Annotated in this window: 19 protein-coding genes; 18 read left to right on the top strand and 1 reads right to left on the bottom strand. The window is 70.7% G+C overall.

Annotation, left to right across the window (positions count from 1 at the left end; all coding sequences use genetic code 11):
* The first annotated feature begins 4 nt into the window (after nucleotides 1-4).
* The 18 genes from SNE34_RS06990 to SNE34_RS06905 all read left to right on the top strand — a co-directional run bounded on the left by SNE34_RS06990 (nucleotide 5) and on the right by SNE34_RS06905 (nucleotide 15,479).
* On the top strand, nucleotides 5-580 hold the full coding sequence (locus SNE34_RS06990) for a sigma-70 family RNA polymerase sigma factor (protein WP_332616035.1): 576 nt from the start codon (nucleotides 5-7) through the stop codon (nucleotides 578-580).
* Nucleotides 577-1,365, top strand: coding sequence for an anti-sigma factor (locus tag SNE34_RS06985; RefSeq protein ID WP_332616033.1), 789 nt, complete (start codon nucleotides 577-579; stop codon nucleotides 1,363-1,365). The genes SNE34_RS06990 and SNE34_RS06985 overlap by 4 nt, the downstream gene beginning before the upstream one ends.
* Before the next feature lie 129 nt (nucleotides 1,366-1,494).
* On the top strand, nucleotides 1,495-2,394 hold the full coding sequence (locus SNE34_RS06980; RefSeq protein WP_332616510.1) for an acyl-CoA desaturase: 900 nt from the start codon (nucleotides 1,495-1,497) through the stop codon (nucleotides 2,392-2,394).
* Nucleotide 2,395: 1 nt separating this feature from the next.
* A complete protein-coding gene (locus SNE34_RS06975; protein WP_332616031.1) occupies nucleotides 2,396-3,691 on the top strand; it encodes an NAD(P)/FAD-dependent oxidoreductase in 1,296 nt (431 codons plus the stop codon).
* 8 nt (nucleotides 3,692-3,699) lie between these two features.
* Complete coding sequence (locus tag SNE34_RS06970) at nucleotides 3,700-4,509, top strand: DUF1365 domain-containing protein (protein WP_332616030.1); 810 nt, start codon at nucleotides 3,700-3,702, stop codon at nucleotides 4,507-4,509.
* Nucleotides 4,510-4,517: 8 nt separating this feature from the next.
* A complete protein-coding gene (locus tag SNE34_RS06965; protein WP_332616509.1) occupies nucleotides 4,518-5,828 on the top strand; it encodes a cyclopropane-fatty-acyl-phospholipid synthase family protein in 1,311 nt (436 codons plus the stop codon).
* A 1-nt stretch (nucleotide 5,829) separates the two neighbouring features.
* Complete coding sequence (locus tag SNE34_RS06960; protein WP_332616028.1) at nucleotides 5,830-6,369, top strand: DUF2878 domain-containing protein; 540 nt, start codon at nucleotides 5,830-5,832, stop codon at nucleotides 6,367-6,369.
* A gap of 11 nt (nucleotides 6,370-6,380) precedes the next feature.
* Complete coding sequence (locus SNE34_RS06955) at nucleotides 6,381-7,193, top strand: DUF1295 domain-containing protein (protein ID WP_332616508.1); 813 nt, start codon at nucleotides 6,381-6,383, stop codon at nucleotides 7,191-7,193.
* Nucleotides 7,190-8,275, top strand: coding sequence for an SAM-dependent methyltransferase (locus SNE34_RS06950; protein WP_332616026.1), 1,086 nt, complete (start codon nucleotides 7,190-7,192; stop codon nucleotides 8,273-8,275). The genes SNE34_RS06955 and SNE34_RS06950 overlap by 4 nt, the downstream gene beginning before the upstream one ends.
* Nucleotides 8,272-8,835, top strand: a complete 564-nt coding sequence (locus tag SNE34_RS06945; protein ID WP_332616025.1) for a lipocalin family protein — start codon at nucleotides 8,272-8,274, stop codon at nucleotides 8,833-8,835. The genes SNE34_RS06950 and SNE34_RS06945 overlap by 4 nt, the downstream gene beginning before the upstream one ends.
* Nucleotides 8,836-8,912: 77 nt before the next feature.
* A complete protein-coding gene (locus SNE34_RS06940; RefSeq protein WP_332616023.1) occupies nucleotides 8,913-9,227 on the top strand; it encodes a hypothetical protein in 315 nt (104 codons plus the stop codon).
* Nucleotides 9,227-9,406: a hypothetical protein gene (locus SNE34_RS06935; protein WP_332616021.1), complete on the top strand. Its 180-nt coding sequence runs from the start codon at nucleotides 9,227-9,229 to the stop codon at nucleotides 9,404-9,406. Before SNE34_RS06940 ends, SNE34_RS06935 begins: the two co-directional genes overlap by 1 nt.
* A 96-nt stretch (nucleotides 9,407-9,502) precedes the next feature.
* On the top strand, nucleotides 9,503-9,628 hold the full coding sequence (locus SNE34_RS06930; RefSeq protein ID WP_332616019.1) for a hypothetical protein: 126 nt from the start codon (nucleotides 9,503-9,505) through the stop codon (nucleotides 9,626-9,628).
* Nucleotides 9,629-9,727: 99 nt separating this feature from the next.
* On the top strand, nucleotides 9,728-11,188 hold the full coding sequence (gene zwf, locus SNE34_RS06925) for a glucose-6-phosphate dehydrogenase (RefSeq protein ID WP_332616017.1): 1,461 nt from the start codon (nucleotides 9,728-9,730) through the stop codon (nucleotides 11,186-11,188).
* 13 nt (nucleotides 11,189-11,201) lie between these two features.
* Nucleotides 11,202-11,906, top strand: a complete 705-nt coding sequence (gene pgl / locus SNE34_RS06920) for a 6-phosphogluconolactonase (RefSeq protein WP_332616015.1) — start codon at nucleotides 11,202-11,204, stop codon at nucleotides 11,904-11,906.
* Entirely contained in the window at nucleotides 11,906-13,837 is a 1,932-nt protein-coding gene (edd, locus tag SNE34_RS06915; protein ID WP_332616014.1) for a phosphogluconate dehydratase, read from the top strand. The genes pgl and edd overlap by 1 nt, the downstream gene beginning before the upstream one ends.
* Nucleotides 13,834-14,823, top strand: a complete 990-nt coding sequence (glk, locus tag SNE34_RS06910; protein WP_332616012.1) for a glucokinase — start codon at nucleotides 13,834-13,836, stop codon at nucleotides 14,821-14,823. The genes edd and glk overlap by 4 nt, the downstream gene beginning before the upstream one ends.
* A gap of 17 nt (nucleotides 14,824-14,840) precedes the next feature.
* Nucleotides 14,841-15,479 (top strand): bifunctional 4-hydroxy-2-oxoglutarate aldolase/2-dehydro-3-deoxy-phosphogluconate aldolase, encoded by a 639-nt coding sequence (locus tag SNE34_RS06905; RefSeq protein WP_332616011.1) that lies wholly within the window; start codon nucleotides 14,841-14,843, stop codon nucleotides 15,477-15,479.
* A gap of 226 nt (nucleotides 15,480-15,705) precedes the next feature.
* On the opposite strand, the gene SNE34_RS06900 is transcribed toward SNE34_RS06905, so the two are convergent.
* Nucleotides 15,706-17,142, bottom strand: a complete 1,437-nt coding sequence (locus SNE34_RS06900) for a solute:sodium symporter family transporter (protein WP_332616009.1) — start codon at nucleotides 17,140-17,142, stop codon at nucleotides 15,706-15,708.
* Nucleotides 17,143-17,285 lie beyond the last annotated feature (143 nt).

Here is a 17,285-nt window from a genome sequence, read left to right as displayed (position 1 = left end):
TCGCATGACCGATATCAGTGCGCTGCAGTCCGACGCTTCGGCCAGCGACGTCGACGCGCTGCTGACCCGCGTCGCCCGCGGCGACCAGCCCGCCTTCGAATCCCTGTACCGCAGCACCTCCGGCAAGTTGCTGGGCATCTGCCTGCGGGTGCTGAGCGACCGCGCCGAGGCCGAGGACGTGCTGCAGGACGTATACGTCACGGTGTGGAACAAGGCCGGCCAGTTCGACGCCAGCCGCGCGCGCGCCTCGACCTGGCTCGGCACCATCGCCCGCAACCGATCGATCGACCGCCTGCGTGCCTTGCCGGCGCCGGCCAGCCGCGCGCCGATCGAAATCGCCGAAACCGCGCGCGACCCGGCGCCGTCGCCGGTCTCGCAGGCCGAAGCCGCGAACGACGCCAGCCGCCTGGACGACTGCCTCGAACAACTTGAGCCGCGCCGCCAGACCCTGATCCGTACCGCGTTCTTCGACGGCGCGACCTATGAGGAACTGGCGACCCGGTCGGGCTCGCCGCTGGGCTCGATCAAGAGCTGGATCCGTCGCGGCCTGATGCAACTCAAGGCGTGCCTCGAGCAATGAATACCCACGACCCGTTTGCCAACGACGACGCCTCCGGCGCGACCCCGCCGAGCGACGAGGTGCGCGCCGGCGAATACGTGCTCGGCGTGCTTGATGCGTCCGAGCGCTCGCAGGCGCAGGTGCGGATCGATGCCGAGCCGGCGTTCGCCGCGCTGGTCGAGCGCTGGGACCAATACTTTGCATCGTGGTTGCTGCAGGTCGAGGCGGTCGCGCCGGCGGCGCACGTGTGGCCGCGGATCCGCACCGAGCTCGGCTGGCCGTCGGTCGGCGATGCACGCGGTGGCGTCTGGAACAGCTTGCCGTTCTGGCGCGCGGCCACCGGCCTGGCGGTCGCGGCCGGACTCGCCGCGGTGGTGATCGGGCTGCGTCCGCCGGCGCCGACCCCGGCGCCGCCGACGGTGGTGGTGCAGCCGGTCGAGCCTCCTGCGATCGAGGCGCCGGACGCACCACGGCCGGTGACGGTGCTTGCCCGCGACGACGGCAGCACCGGCTGGGTCGCCACCATCGATCCGGTCGCCAGTGAAGTGCTGATGGTGCCGGTGCCCGTACCGGCCGATCCCGCGGGCCGGGTCCACGAGCTGTGGCTGATCGCCGAAGGCGCGGCGCCGCAATCGCTCGGCCAGGTCTCCGGCGACACCGCCCACACGATCGAGGTGCCGGCGGCGCTGCGCGATGCGCTCGCGGTCGGGGCGACGCTGGCGATCACCCTGGAACCGGAAGCCGGCATTCCGCACGCCGCGCCGACCGGTCCGATCGTGGCCAAGGGCGGCATCGCCCGGATTTGATTTGCATCCATCGCCGCGGACGATCCGTACCAACGGTATCGATCCGAAGCGGGGTGGGGGATGTCCAGGCAGTCCAGTGCAACGGCGACGACGGTGCGCCCCGGAGTGGGCCGCCGCGTGCTGGCAACGATGCATCGCTGGGTCGACTCGTCGTCCGCCTCGACGGAGCCGACGGCCGACGCCGACCGCATCGACTGGTTGCGCGCCTCGCCGTTCGTCGTGATGCACCTGGCCTGCATCGCGGTGCTGTGGGTCGGGGTGTCGCCGGTCGCGCTGGCGGTCGCCGCCGGGCTGTATGCGCTGCGGATGTTCGCGCTCACCGGGTTCTACCACCGCTACTTCTCGCATCGTACGTTCAACGCGCCGCGCGCGGTGCAATTCTTGTTCGCGGTCATCGGCGCCTCTTGCGTGCAGCGCGGGCCGCTGTGGTGGGCCGCGCACCACCGCAACCACCATCGCCACACCGACACCCCGCTGGATCCGCACTCGCCGCGCCAGCACGGATTCTGGTGGAGCCATGTCGGCTGGTTCCTGACCCGCGAGGGTTTCAAGACCGACTGGGCGCGCATTCCCGACCTCGCGCGCTATCCCGAACTGCGCTGGCTCGACCGCTACGACACCCTGATCCCGGTGCTGCTGGCGGCGGCGCTGTACGGCCTCGGCGCGTGGCTGGAAAGCGCCGCGCCCGGGCTCGGCACCAGCGGCGGGCAGATGCTGGTGTGGGGGTTCTTCGTCTCCACCGTGGTGCTGTTCCACGCCACGGTGACGATCAACTCGCTGGCCCACCGCTTCGGCAGCCGACGGTTCGACACCGACGACGACAGCCGCAACAACCTGTGGCTGGCGCTGCTGACCTTCGGCGAGGGCTGGCACAACAACCACCACTTCTTCCCCGGCACCGTGCGCCAGGGCTTTCGCTGGTGGGAGGTCGACCTGACCTGGTACGGGCTCATGGCGATGGCCGCGCTCGGGCTGGTGCGCGACCTCAAGCCGGTGCCGGCGTGGGTCGCGGCCAAGGCGCGAGGCTGACATGCGCATCGCGGTGGTCGGCTCCGGCATTTCCGGCCTCGCCTCGGCGTGGCTGTTGTCGCGTCGGCACGAGATGGTGCTGTTCGAGGCCAACGACTACCTCGGCGGCCACACCCATACCCACGACATCGAATTGCATGGCCGGAAACACGCGGTCGACACCGGGTTCATCGTTCACAACCCGGTGCATTACCCGCTGCTGACCGCATTCTTCGACGCCCTCGGCGTGGCCTCGCAGCCGACCACGATGGGGTTCTCGGTGCACAGCGAGGCCAGCGGGCTGGAGTACAACGCGACCACCCTGGACGCATTGTTCTGCCAGCGCCGCAACCTGTGCTCGCCGCGGTTCCTCGGCATGCTGCGCGACCTGTCGCGGTTCTACCGGATCGCGCCGCGGCTGCTCGACGGCGACGGCGAGGGCCCGAGCCTCGGCGACTATCTCGCCGAACACCGCTTCGGCGACGCGTTCCGCGACGACCATCTGGTGCCGATGGCATCGGCGCTGTGGTCGTCGCCGGCCAGCGCGATCCTGCGGTTCCCGGCGCGCTACCTGGTCCGGTTCATGGCCAACCACCACATGCTGCAGCTCAGCGGCCGGCCGCCGTGGCGGGTGGTATGCGGCGGCTCGCGCTCGTACGTCGACGCGTTGCGCGCGCGCTGGGATGTCGCGGTGCGGTTGAACACGCCGGTGCGTTCGGTGCGTCGCGATGCGGAAGGGGTGGAGGTCGCCTTCGACGGCGGCCGCGAGCGCTTCGATCAGCTACTACTGGCCTGCCACGGCGACCAGGCGCTGGCGCTGCTGGACGATGCCGATGCGCGCGAGCGCGACATCCTCGGCGCGATGCCCTACCAGACCAACGACACCGTGCTGCACACCGACGCCAGCGTCCTGCCGCGCCGGCGCAAGGCCTGGGCGGCGTGGAACGCGCACGTGCCGCGCGAGCGCGACCGGCCGTGCACGGTCAGTTACAACATGAACCTGCTGCAGCGCATCGACAGCGCCGAGCCGCTGGTGGTGACCCTCAATCGCAGCGAGGCGATCGATCCGGCGCGGATGCTGCGGCGGATGTATTACCGCCACCCCGTGTACACGCACGCATCGGTCGCCGCGCAGGCACGCAAGGCCGAGATCCAGGGCCGCCGTCGCACGTGGTTCGCCGGTGCCTATTGGGGCTGGGGCTTCCACGAGGACGGCATCCGCAGCGCGGTCGAGGTGGCCGGCGCGCTCGGCGCGCAGTGGCCGGCGGCGCGCGCGGCGGTGGCGGGCGGCATTGACGTTTCGGAATCGCCGGCATGAACGGCCCGATGAGCATCGCGACAGGTAGCATCGCGACACGGGCCATCGCGACCCCGGCCAGCGCGGTCTACGAAGGCCGCGTGCGCCATCGCCGGCATGCACCGCGGCCGCACGCGTTCGATTATTCGATCGCCCAGCTGTACCTCGACCTCGACGAACTCGACGCCGTGTTCGCCTCGCACCCGCTGTGGTCGGTCGATCGCCGCAACCTCGCCGAGTTCCGCCGCAGCGACTACCTCGGCCCGCCCGAACGCGGCCTCGCCGACGCCGTGCGAGATCGCGTCCACGCCGCGACCGGGATCTGGCCGGAAGGACCGGTGCGCCTGCTCACCCACTTGCGCTACTTCGGCTACGTGTTCAACCCGGTGAGTTTCTACTACTGCTTCGAAGCCGACGGCCGCACCCTAGAGTGCGTCGTCGCCGAGATCACCAACACCCCATGGGGCGAGCGCCACGCCTACGTGCTGCCGACCGCCGCGGCGCTGGTGCGCGGGCGCGCCTGGCACTGGGACTTCGACAAGACCTTCCACGTCTCGCCGTTCCTGCCGATGGACTGCCGCTATCACTGGAGCCTGACCCCGCCGGGCGAGGACCTGCAGGTGCACATGCAGGTCGCGCGCGATGGCGAGCCGCACTTCGACGCCACCCTGCAGCTGCAGCGTCGCCCCCTCGACGCGCCGGCGCTGGCCCGGGTGCTGTGGCGCTACCCGCTGATGACCGCGCAGGTGGTCGTCGCGATCCACTGGCAGGCGCTGCGGCTGTGGCTCAAGCGCACCCCGGTATTCACCCATCCAGACCGCAGCCAGGAGCGCCCATGAATGCACCGATGAACAAGCCGACCCGAACTACGTCAGCGGACGCCACGGCCGTCGCCGCCGTGCCGCGCAGCGCCGCCGAATACGGCGCGCTCGACCAGTTCCTGCGCACGCGCCTGCTGGCGCAGCTGGCCCTGCTGCAGGGCCAGCCGCTGCAATTGCGCGATGCGCTCGGCACCGTCCAGATCGGCCACGCCTATGCCAACGAGCAGACGCTGCGACTGCGCATCCACGACCCCGCGTTCTACCGCGCGATCGCCGCCAACGGCAGCCTCGGCGCGGCCGAGGCCTACCTCGACGGCCACTGGGACTGCGACGACCTGGTCGGGCTGGTGCGGCTGCTGGTGCGCAACCGCGCGCTGCTGGACCGCATGGAAACCGGGCCGGCGCGCATTGGCGGCTGGTTGATGCGCGGCTGGCATGCCCTGCGCCGCAACACCCGCGACGGCGCGCGCCGCAACATCGGTGCCCACTACGACCTCGGCAACGCATTCTTCGGGCTGTTCCTGTCCGACGACCTGATGTACTCCTCGGCGCTGTACGCCGGCGACCACGACACCCTGGAGCAGGCCAGCGCGCGCAAGCTCGAGCGCCTCTGCCGCAAGCTGCGATTGCGACCGGACGACCACGTCATCGAGATCGGCAGCGGCTGGGGCGGCTTCGCCGTGCATGCGGCCGCGCGCTACGGCTGCCGCGTCACCACCACCACGATCTCCGCCGAACAGTACGCGCTGGCCAGTGCCCGCGTCGCCGAGGCCGGCCTGCAGGACCGGGTCACCGTGCTGCAGCAGGACTACCGCGACCTGCAGGGGCAGTACGACAAGCTGGTCTCGATCGAGATGGTCGAGGCGATCGGCGCGGCCTACCTGCCGACCTACTTCGCCAAGCTCGGCGCGCTGCTCAAGCCCGACGGCATCGCCCTGGTGCAGGCGATCACGATCGAGGACCACCGCTACGAACAGGCGCTGCGTTCGGTCGATTTCATCAAGCGCCACGTCTTCCCGGGCGCGTTCATTCCCTCGATCGCGGGGATGCTCGAGGCCAAGACCCGCAGCAGCGACCTCGCGCTTACCCACCTGGAGGATTTCGGCTCGTCGTATGCGCGGACCCTGCACGACTGGCGCCAGCGGTTCCTCGCGCGGCTGCCGCAGGTGCGCGCGCAGGGCTTCGACGAACGCTTCATCCGGCTGTGGCAGTTCTACCTGGCCTATTGCGAAGGCGGATTCCGCGAGCGCTCGATCGGGGTGGTGCAGATGCTGCTGGCCAAGCCCGGCAACCGCGAGGCCGAGTACCTGGTCGGGCTCGACCGGATCGAGGCCTGAGATGCGCTTTTGGGCCAACCTTGTCGGCTACCAGCTGGTCTGGTTTGCCGCGGTGATCGGCGCCGGGCGCGGATCGCCGTGGTGGGGCGTGGTTGCGGCGGTGGTGTTCGTGGCCGCGCAGGGCGGGACGTCGCCGTGGCGCGGCAGCGATGTACGAGTGGTCGCCGGCGCGCTGGCGTGTGGCGTGGTGCTTGACGGCGGGCTGGCGCTGACAGGGTGGCTTGGCTATGCCGCAGCCACGCCGGCGTTGCTGGCGCCGCTGTGGATCCTCGCGCTGTGGGCGGCGTTCGCGATGACGATCAACCATTCGCTCGGGTTCCTGCACGGGCGGCCGTGGCTGGCGGCGGTGTTCGGCGCGGTCGGCGGGCCGCTGGCCTACTTGGGTGCGGCGCGCGGTTTCGCCGCGGTCGAGCTCGTCGCGCCGGTTCCCGCCTTGGTGTCGCTGGCGGCGGGCTGGGCACTGGCGTTGCCGCTGCTGGTCCGGCTCGGCCGGCGCCGGCCGCTGACGATCGCGCCTGCGCGCACGGGGTGGGCGCGATGAGCGTGCTGGCGATGCTGGGCGTGGTGTGGCTGATGGCGGCAGTGATGCAGACCGCGGGCTGGTGGTGGCAACGGCGGCGGCGCAACGCCGGCATCGTCGATGTGCTGTGGGCGACGTCGGTCGGGTTGGCGGCGGTGGTGCTGGCCGCGCTCGGCGACGGCGCGCCGCTGCCACGCGTGTTGCTGGCACTGCTCGGCGGCGGCTGGGGGCTGCGGCTGGCGTGGCATCTGTGGCGGCGGGTCCGCGGCGAGGCCGAGGACGGCCGCTACGCCCACCTGCGCACGCTGTGGGGCGATGACGACCGCAAATGGCTGGCGTTCTTCCAGGCCCAGGCGCTGCTGGCGGTGTTGTTCGCGCTGCCGTTCCTGGCGGTGGCGCGCAACCCGGTGGCCGGTGTCAGTGGCTGGCTGCTGACCGGTATCGCGGTGTGGCTGCTGAGTGTCGCCGGCGAGGCATTGGCCGACGCCCAGCTCGCCCGCTTCCGCGCCGACCCGGGCAACCACGGCCATACCTGCCGCGCCGGCCTGTGGCGCTACTCGCGCCATCCCAACTACTTCTTCGAATGGCTGCACTGGTTCGCCTACGTGCTGCTCGCGGTCGGTTCGCCGTGGTCGTGGCTGGGGTGGAGCGGGCCGCTGCTGATGTTCGTGTTCCTGCGCTGGATCAGCGGCATCCCGTACACCGAGGCGCAAGCGTTGCGCAGCCGCGGCGATGACTACCGCGACTACCAGCGGCGCACCTCGATGTTGTTCCCGTGGTTTCCGAAGCCCGCGGCGTCGCCTTCGTCTCCATCCCCACCTTCGTCAACCGGGAGTCCCCGATGAACACCGCGATCCACGCCCGCGATCTCGCCCCCGACGTCCCGGCCGCCGGCCTGCTCGGCCTGGCCGAACGAGGCTGGCTGCCCGACTCGTTGCTGCGGCTCGGCATCCGCAGGATGTGCGCGCAGCGGCTGGCGCAGGAAAGCGCCGGCGGCCCGCAGGCGCAGAGCGAACGCATGCAGCGCCAGCTCGCCGAGCTGCGCGACAGCCCGGTGGCGATCCACACCGACGCCGCCAACCGCCAGCACTACGAACTGCCGCCGGCATTCTTCCAGGGGTGCCTCGGCCCGCGCCTGAAGTACTCCTCGTGCTACTACCCGAGCGGCAACGAAACCCTGGCCGAGGCCGAGGACGCGATGCTCGCGCTGTACGGCGAACGCGCCGGGCTGGCCGACGGCCAGGACATCCTCGAGCTGGGTTGCGGCTGGGGTTCGCTGACCCTGTGGATGGCGCAGCGCTACCCGGCGGCGCGGATCACCGCGGTGTCCAACTCGCGGCCGCAACGCGAGTTCATCGAGGCGCGCTGCCGCGCGCGCGGGCTGGCCAACGTCCGCGTGCTGACCTGCGACGTCAACCGGCTGGAACTGGCGCCGGCACAGTTCGACCGCTGTGTCTCGATCGAGATGTTCGAGCACATGCGCAACTACCAGACCCTGCTCGGCCGGGTCGGCGAGTGGCTGCGCGACGACGGCAAGCTGTTCGTCCACGTGTTCTGCCACCGCACCCTGCTGTATCCGTTCGAAAGCGACGGCGACGACAACTGGATGGGGCGGCACTTCTTCACCGGCGGGCTGATGCCGTCGGCCGACACGTTCTCGTGGTTCCAGCGCGACCTGACCCTGGCGCAACGCTGGCTGCTCGACGGCCGCCACTACCAGCGCACCGCCAACCACTGGCTGCAGGCGCAGGACGCCGCGCGCGCCGAGCTGATGCCGATCCTCGTCGACGCCTATGGCGATGCCGCCGGGCTGTGGTGGCAGCGCTGGCGGATGTTCTGGATGGCCTGCGCCGAGCTGTTCGGTTACGACGAGGGCCGCGAGTGGATGGTCGGGCACTACCTGTTCGACAAGTCGGGCCGGCGATGAACGCGCGGTCACGCGTCGCCGCATTGCTCGCCGCCGGCCTGGCCGCGCTGCTGGCGGCCTGCAGCCACACCCCGCCGACGATCGCGCCGGTGGCCGCGGTCGACCTGCCGCGCTTCATGGGCGACTGGTACGTGATCGCCCACATCCCCAGCCGCTGGGAGCGCGACGCCTACAACGCGATCGAGTCCTACACCCTGCGCGACGACGGCAGCATCGCCACCACCTTCCGGTTCCGCGAAGGCGGGTTCGATGCGCCAGTCGAGACCATGCACCCACGCGGCTTCGTCCGTCCCGGCAGCAACGGCGCGGTGTGGGACATGCAGTTCGTCTGGCCGATCAAGGCCGAGTACGTGGTCGTGTACCTCGATGACGACTACCGCCAGACCATCATCGGCCGCAGCGCGCGCGACTATGCCTGGTTGATGGCGCGCACCCCGACGATCCCCGAAGCCGACTACCAGGCCGCGCTGGCCCGGCTGCAGGCGCTCGGCTATGCGCTGGAGGACGTGCGCAAGGTCCCGCAACGCTGGCCGCAGCCGCCGGCCGCCTCAGCTTTGTGAACCGGTGAATTGACCCGCACTTAATGTCGACGGCCCTACCGTGGCAGTCCCTCGACTCGATGGATGCGGTGGCAACGATGAAGACGGCGACTCCGGCTCGGCACGCGGCCACGGCGGCCCATGACAGCGCCACGCCCGGCGCGACCGGCAAGGCATTGATGGATGCCGCGCTTGCCGCGGCGTGCACGATCGGGATCGAGGCGCGGTCCTATTTCGGCAGCCGACCGTGGGCGGAGATCGAACCGGCGCTGTCGACCTGCTGGGCGCGTAATTACGCGCGGCTGCGGGTGGACTGGATCAACGTCGCCGAGATGGCCTACACCGCGTGGAGCTATCAGGGCTCGCGGGTGCTGCTGGCACCGGAGCCGCCATTCCGCGAGGTGGCGTCATGATGCCGCGTCCGCACAGCTGGCACCCGCCGTCACCCGGGCATCGGCCGGCCGGCCGCCCGGACCCGGTCGAACGGCTGGCGGTGCCGGTGGCCTCGCCGGAACTGGCGCGTGACACCCGGCCGGCCCAGGACGCGGCCGGCGAAGCGGCCCGGTCGCGACCCACCCCGCGCCCACACTGAGGTTCCCCTCGCGACGCCGCGATGCCGCGCTGTGACCGTGATCGCAGACACCGCGCTTGCGCTGTCGTCCGATAGCGGCTCAGGGGGAACACCAACATGTCAGGCAAACCGCTGCGGCCGGACCGGGCCGAGTTGCTGTCCAGGGGAATGGCGATCGTGGCGCTGCTGGCCGCGGTGGTGTGGGCGTGGATCAACGGCGGCACCTTGCCGCCGGGCGGCTGAGGCAGCGACCCCGCCCCAACGCTTGCGCCTGCAAACGTATGCAGGCACAGCCGGCCGCGCGGCCGCATTACCCTGCGCATTCCCCGCACGGACCACGCGATGAATGCCGCGCCCGCGTCACTGCTGACCATCTTCGGCGCCACCGGCGACCTCGCCCAGCGCATGCTGTTGCCATCGTTGCTGGCGCTGGAAGGCGAAGGCCTGCTGCCGCCCGCGCTGCGCATCCTCGGCACCGCCCGCAGCGCGCTCGACGCCGACGGTTTCCGTGCGCTGGTGGCCGAGGCGATCGCCCGCCACGTGCCGGCCACCGAGCGCAACGACGCGACCCTCGCCACATTGCTGCAACGCCTGCACTACCAGCCGGCGTCGCTGGACGATGCCGACTCGCTGCGCGCGCTGTGCGACACCATCACCGGCCTGCGCGACGGCGACGTCGTCTACCACCTCAGCACCGCGCCGCGCTGGTATGCGCCGATTTGCGAGGCGCTCGGCGCGCACGGGCTCGGCGGCGCCGGCACCCGGGTGATGCTGGAGAAGCCGCTCGGCCACGACCTCGCCAGCGCGATCGCGATCAACGACGGCGTCGCCCGGGTGTTTGACGAGGAGCGCGTGTTCCGGGTCGACCACTATCTCGGCAAGGAAGGCGTGCAGAACCTGCTGGCGCTGCGTTTCGGCAACGCCTTGTTCGAACCGCTGTGGAACGCGCGGCACATCGAACAGGTGCAGATCACCGTCGCCGAGACGGTCGGGGTCGAGGGCCGCGGCGATTACTACGACGCCTCCGGCGCGTTGCGCGACATGCTGCAGAACCATCTGCTGCAGTTGCTGTGCCTGGTCGCGATCGAGCCGCCGTCGCAGTTCGAGCCGACCGCGGTGCGCAACGAGAAGATCAAGGTGCTGCGTTCGCTGCGCGCGATCGGGCGCGAGCAGGTCGCCACCGAGACCGTGATCGGCCAGTACGGCGCCGGTGCGGTCGGCGGGGTCGCGGTGCCCGGTTATCGCGATGAGTTGCAGCGCCCGAGCGACACTGAGACCTTCGTCGCCCTGCGCGCGCACATCGACAACTGGCGCTGGAAGGGCGTGCCGTTCTACCTGCGCACCGGCAAGCGCCTGCCGCAACGCTGCACCGAGATCTACCTGCAGTTCCGCAGCGTGCCGCATTCGATCTTCGACCACGGCGGCGCGCCGCTGCAGCCCAACGCGCTGCTGATCCGGCTGCAGCCGGAGGAGCGCATCGAACTGCGGATGATGCACAAGACCCCGGGGCTCGACCGCGCCGGGCTGCAGCTGTCGCAGGTCGCGCTCGACCTCGACACCCAGGAGCAGTTCGCGCACCGGCGCCGGCTGGCGTATGAACGGTTGTATCTCGACGCGATCGAGGGCAACGGCACCCTGTTCGTGCGCCGCGACGAGACCGAGGCGGCATGGCAATGGGTCGATGCGATCCACCACGGCTGGCGGGCCAACGGGATGGTGCCGAAGCCCTACCCGGCCGGCACCTGGGGGCCGGGCAGCGCGGTCACCCTGACCGATCGCCACGGCCACGCGTGGCGCGAATGAGCGGGAGGCTTTGATGGCTTGGGTCATGCATGAACACGCCGATGTCGACACGCTGGCCGCCAGCGTCGCGACCGAACTGCAGGCCTTCTGCGGCGAGGCGATCGCGCTGCGCGGGCAGGCGCTGCTCGCGCTCGGCGGCGGCCGCACGCCGCTGCCGCTGTACCGGCGCCTCGCGCGTTGTCCGCTGCCGTGGTCGCAAGTGACGCTGCTGCCGACCGACGAGCGCTGCGTGCCGCACGATGACCCGGCCTGCAACCTGCGCGAGATCGGCGCCGCGTTCGCCGCCGCGGATGGGGTGGAACTGCAGGGCCTGACCCCGCCGAACGGCGATCCGGAAACATCGGAACGTCATGCGCGCGCCGCGCTCGCGCAGTACCCGCAGCCGTTCGACGCGGTGGTGCTGGGCATGGGCATGGACGGCCACACTGCCTCGCTGTTCCCCGGCGTGCCACGATTGCCCGAGGCGCTGGACCCGGCCTCGGACATCGACGCCTGCCGCATCGACCCGCAACCGCTGCCACCGGAAGCGCCGTACCCGCGGGTCACCCTGACCGCCGCCCGACTGCTGCGCGCGCGTTCGCTGCACCTGTATCTCAGCGGCGCCGACAAGCGCGCCGTGCTGGAGCGCGCGCTGCGGTCGCACGACCCGTTGCGCTATCCGATCGGCGCGTTCCTGCACGCCGCCGACGCGCGGCTGCACGTACATTGGAGCCCGTGATGAGCCTGCACCCCACCGTCGAGCGCGTCACCGCGCGCATCATCGAGCGCAGCCGCGTCCCGCGCGCCGACTATCTCGCGCGGATGGCCGCCGCGCGCGACGCCGGGCCGGTGCGGATGCGGCTGGCCTGCGGCAACCTCGCCCACGGTTTTGCCGCGGCCGGCACCGACAAGCCGACCCTGCGCGGCGGCCGCGCCGGCAACATCGGCATCGTTACCGCCTACAACGACATGCTGTCGGCGCACCAGCCGCTGGAGCCGTACCCGAGCCTGATCCGCGCCGCCGCGCGCGCGGCCGGCGGCAGCGCCCAGGTCGCCGGTGGCGTCCCGGCGATGTGCGACGGCGTCACCCAGGGCCGCGCCGGCATGGAGCTGTCGCTGTTCTCGCGCGACACCATCGCGCTGGCCACCGCGGTCGCGCTGAGCCACGACATGTTCGACGCCGCGCTGCTGATGGGCGTGTGCGACAAGATCGTTCCCGGGCTGCTGATCGGCGCGTTGAGCTTCGGCCACCTGCCGATGATCTTCGTGCCGGCCGGGCCGATGACCTCGGGCCTGCCGAACAAGGACAAGGCCGCGGTCCGCCAACGCTACGCCGTGGGCAAGGCCAGTCGCGAGGAGCTGCTGGAGGCCGAGTCGCAGAGCTACCACGGCCCCGGCACCTGCACCTTCTACGGCACCGCCAACTCCAACCAGATGCTGATGGAGGTGATGGGCCTGCACATGCCGGGCACCGCCTTCGTCAATCCGGGCACGCCGTTGCGCGACGCGCTCACGGTGGCGGCGACCGAGCAGGCGCTGCGGATCACCGCGCTTGGCGAGCACTACATCCCGCTGGCGCACACTGTCGACGAGAAAGCGCTGGTCAACGCGATGGTCGGCCTGGCCGCGACCGGTGGCTCGACCAACCACGCGATCCACCTGGTCGCGATCGCGCGCGCGGCGGGCGTGCTGATCGACTGGGACGACCTCGACGAACTGTCGAAGGCGACCCCGCTGCTGACCCGGATCTACCCCAACGGCAGCGCCGACGTGAACCACTTCCACGCCGCCGGCGGCATGGGTTTCACGATCCGCGAACTGCTCGACGCCGGCCTGCTGCATCCCGATATCCGCTGCGTGCACGGCGGCGACCTGCGCCGGCAGGCGATGGAGCCGTACCTCGACGACCTGGTGCTGCGCTGGCGCGAGCCGCCGATGGCGTCGCTCGATCCCGACGTGCTGCGCGGCACCGCGTTGCCGTTCGACCGCGAGGGCGGCCTGCGCTGCCTGCAGGGCAACCTCGGCCGCGCGATCGTCAAGATCTCCGCGGTCGCGCCCGAGCACCACGCGATCACCGCGCCGGCGCGGGTGTTCGAATCGCAGGACGCGGTGCTTGCCGCGTTCCAGGACGGGCAGTTGCAGGGCGATCTGGTGATCGTGCTGCGCGGCCAGGGTCCGCGCGCCAACGGCATGCCCGAGTTGCACATGCTGACCCCGACCCTGGGCGTCATGCAGGACCGCGGCCAGCACGTCGCCCTGCTGACCGACGGCCGCATGTCCGGCGCCTCCGGCAAGGTGCTGGCGGCGATCCACGTGACCCCGGAAGCCGCCGATGCCGGCGCGATCGCGCGCGTGCGCGATGGCGACCTGGTCCACCTCGATGCCGGCGCCGGGGTGATCGAGCTGCGGGTCGATGCGGCGGAACTGCAGGCGCGCGCGCTGGCGTGCCCGGCGCGGTTGGACAGCCATGTCGGCCTCGGCCGCGAACTGTTCGGGCTGATGCGCGCCAATGCCGGCACCGCCGAGCAGGGCGCCTGTAGCCTGTTCGCGAGCATGCCCGGCGGCGACCCGGTGGCCCATCCGGATACGCAAGACGGACACGGCGGCGCCGAACCGCTGCCGCACCAACCGCTGATCCACCCGTTGCCCGGCGCGGAGGTCGACGCATGAATGCGGGCGCGCTTGAACTGATCGCCGACATCGGCGGCACCAACGCGCGCTTCGCGTTGACCGATCCGGCCGCGGCCACCCCGCAGCTGCTGCAATCGCAATCGCTGGAAAACGCCGACTTCGCCAGCCTGCAGCATGCCGCCGAGCACTACCTGCAATCGGTCGGGGTGCAGCCGCGCCGCGCCGCGATCGCACTGGCGTGCCCGGTCAATACCGACGAAATCCGCCTGACCAATCGCGCGTGGTCGTTCAGTCGCAACGAGTTGCGGCAATCGCTCGGGCTCGACGAACTGCTGCTGCTCAACGACTTCGGCGCGGTCGCGTGGTCGGTGCCGGCGTTGCAGGCCGACGACCGGATCGCGCTGTACGGTCCGGTGCACTCGCAGCTGCAAGGCCCGATCAGCGTGCTCGGCCCGGGCACCGGCTTCGGTGTCGGCCTGCTGGTCGGCGCCGACGACCACTGGCACGCGGTCGAGACCGAAGGCGGCCACGTCAGCTTCGCCCCGCTCGGTGACGAGGAGCAGGCGATCGCGCGCTGGTTGAACGCGCGCCACGGCCGGGTCTCGTACGAACGGCTGCTGTCGGGCAGCGGCCTGGCCTGCATCGACGCGGTGCTGCGCGGCACGGTCGACGCCAGCGGCGGCGTGCGCGAACTGCGCGACCCGGCGACCGTGGTCGCGGCCGCGCTCGACGGCCACGAGGTCGCCTCGCGCCGCGCGCTTGCGCGGTTCTGCGCGATCCTCGGCAGCGTCGCCGGCGACGTCGCCCTGGTCCACGGCGCCCGCACGGTGATGATCGCCGGCGGCATCATCCCGCGCTTCGTGCCGTTCCTGCGCAGCAGCGCGTTCCGCGAACGCTTCCTCGCCAAGGGCCGCTTCGCCGCCTACCTCGAATCGGTGTCGATCCAGGTCGTCACCCATCCCAACCCCGGCCTGCTCGGCGCCGCCGTGGCGCTGCGCAAGGGCGCCGCGCCGTCCGCCCCGTGAGTCGCGACCCACTGACCATGAACCCAACCGACACCCACACCGCGATCGACACGATCCTCTCCCGCGCACCGGTGCTGCCGGTACTCGCGATCGAGCGCCTCGACGACGCCGTGCCGCTGGCGCGCGCGCTGGTCGAAGGCGGCCTGCCGGTGCTGGAGGTGACCCTGCGCAGCGATGTCGCGCTGGCCGCGATCCGCCGCATCGTCGACGAGGTGCCGGACGCGATCGTCGGCGCCGGCACCGTGCTGACTGCAGCCGACCTCGACGCGGTGGCCGCGGCGGGCGCCGCGTTCGCGATCTCGCCCGGCGCCACCGACGCGCTGTACACCGCCGCGCGCGATGTCTCGATTCCGTGGATCCCCGCGATCGCCACCGCCAGCGAGTTGATGCGCGGCCTCGAGCACGGCCATCGCCGTTTCAAGTTCTTCCCGGCCGAAGCCGCCGGCGGCGTGGATGCGCTGAAGGCGTTCGCCGGGCCGTTCCCGCAGGCGAGGTTTTGCCCCACCGGCGGCATCGACGCCGCCTCCGCGCCGCGCTACCGAGCGTTGCCCAACGTCATCACCGTCGGCGGCTCGTGGATGGTGCCGAAGGACGCGCTGCAGTCGCGCGACTGGGACCGCATCACCGCCCTGGCGCGCCAGGCCGCCACCGCGTAATCCGACGACGCCCCGTGCCCTTGTAGGAGCGGCTTTAGCCGCGATCGGAAATCGGCGCGGGCGGACGATTCCACGTTCGCGGCTAAAGCCGCTCCTACGAAAAGCGGGAGGTGCGCGCGTGTAGGAGCGACGTAAGTCGCGACCTGTACATCACATCCAGCGTTCGGCGGTTCGCGACTCACGTCGCTCCTACATCGGAGCATCAGGACCGTGCCCGCCGTGGTCGTCAGGCCCGGTCTTCCACCACCGCCACCGAGCTCCGCCCTTCCAGCACCCGGCTCAACCCCAACGTCACCAACACCGTCAGCACCAGCGTGACGAACATCAAATGGATGTAATGCAGCGGCGTCCACACGAAGGTAAACACTGCATACAGCGCCGCCCCGAACACCAGCCCGCTCCGCACCGCGCGCGAGTCGATCCGCTTGAATACCACCGCCACCACGAACGCCGCCAACACCGGCATCGAGTACAAGCCGTTGAGCTGCTGCAGCGTCGCGATGATGCTCTGCGCATGCTGGTACAGCGGCACCATCGCCACCGACACCAGCGCGAACACCACCGCCACCCACTGCCCGATCCGCTTCACGTCGGCGTCCGGATTGACCTTGGCCAGGTGGATGTCGCAGGTGTACAGCGCCGACGCCGAGTTGAGGCAGGAGTTGAAACTCGACAGAACCGCGCCGGTGATCACCGCGGCGAACGCGCCCGACAGCCACGGCGGCAGCACGTCGCCGACCAGCCGCCCGTAGGCCACGTCGCCGACGTCGCCGTACAGCTTGTATGCGATCACCCCCGGCACGATCACCACCAGAGGCGTCAGCAGTTTGAACGCCGCCGCCGCGTAAATGCCTTGCTGCGCCTCGCGGATCGACTTGGCCGCCATCGCGCGCTGGGCGATCACCATGTTGGTGCCCCAGTAGAAGATGTGGATGAACACCATCCCGGTCAGCAGCGTATGCCAGGGGATGTCGGAGTCGCTGTCGCCGATCAGGGTCCAGCGCTCGGCGGGGATGCCCGACAGGTCCCAGTCGACCGCGATCATCGCGAACAGCGTCACCAGCAGGCCCATCACCAGCAGGCCGAGGCCGTTGTAGGTGTCGGAGATGGCAATCGCGCGCAGCCCGCCGAATGCCGCATAGGCCAGCCCGCCGATCGCGAACAGCGCGGCGATCAGCAGCACCGGCATCTGCAGCCCGAACATCGACTTCATGAACACCGCGCCGGTGTACAGCACCACCGGCAGCAGGATGAACATGTAGCCAAGCAGGAACAGCACCGACACCACCCGCCGCAACGCCGGATCGCCGAGGCGCTTCTCCAGCAGCTCGGTGGTCGTCGTGCAGTTGTACTTGTAGTACATCGGCACCAGCACGTGAGCCAGCACCAGCAGGCCGGCGGCGGCGCCGAACTCCCACCACGCCACCAGCATCATCTGCGCGCCATTCATGCCGACGATCTGCTCGGCGCTGATGTTGGTCAGCAGCAGCGAGCCGGCGATGAACGGCCACGCCAGGGTGCCGCCGGCGAGGAAGTAGTCGCGCGAGGCGTTGCTGCTGCGCACCTCGCGGCGGCAACGCCACCAGGTCAGCAGCGCGACCAGCGCGGTCAGTGCGACGAATACCGAAACCTGCACCACATCCCCATCCAGACCGTTGAGCAAGCGCGCATCCTCCCGTCGATCGGCCCACGCTAACCCCGGTTCGCACCGCAACATTGGCCCCGATGCGCTGAATACGTATGCAGTACTCCGATGCTCCGTGCCCTTGTAGGAGCGGCTTCAGCCGCGATCTGGAATCGGCGCGC

It is taken from the genome of Novilysobacter erysipheiresistens, from assembly GCF_036663935.1.
Lineage (GTDB): Bacteria > Pseudomonadota > Gammaproteobacteria > Xanthomonadales > Xanthomonadaceae > Novilysobacter > Novilysobacter erysipheiresistens.
Note: the sequence above shows the minus strand (reverse complement) of the source record. Positions and strands in the feature narration are given on the sequence as shown.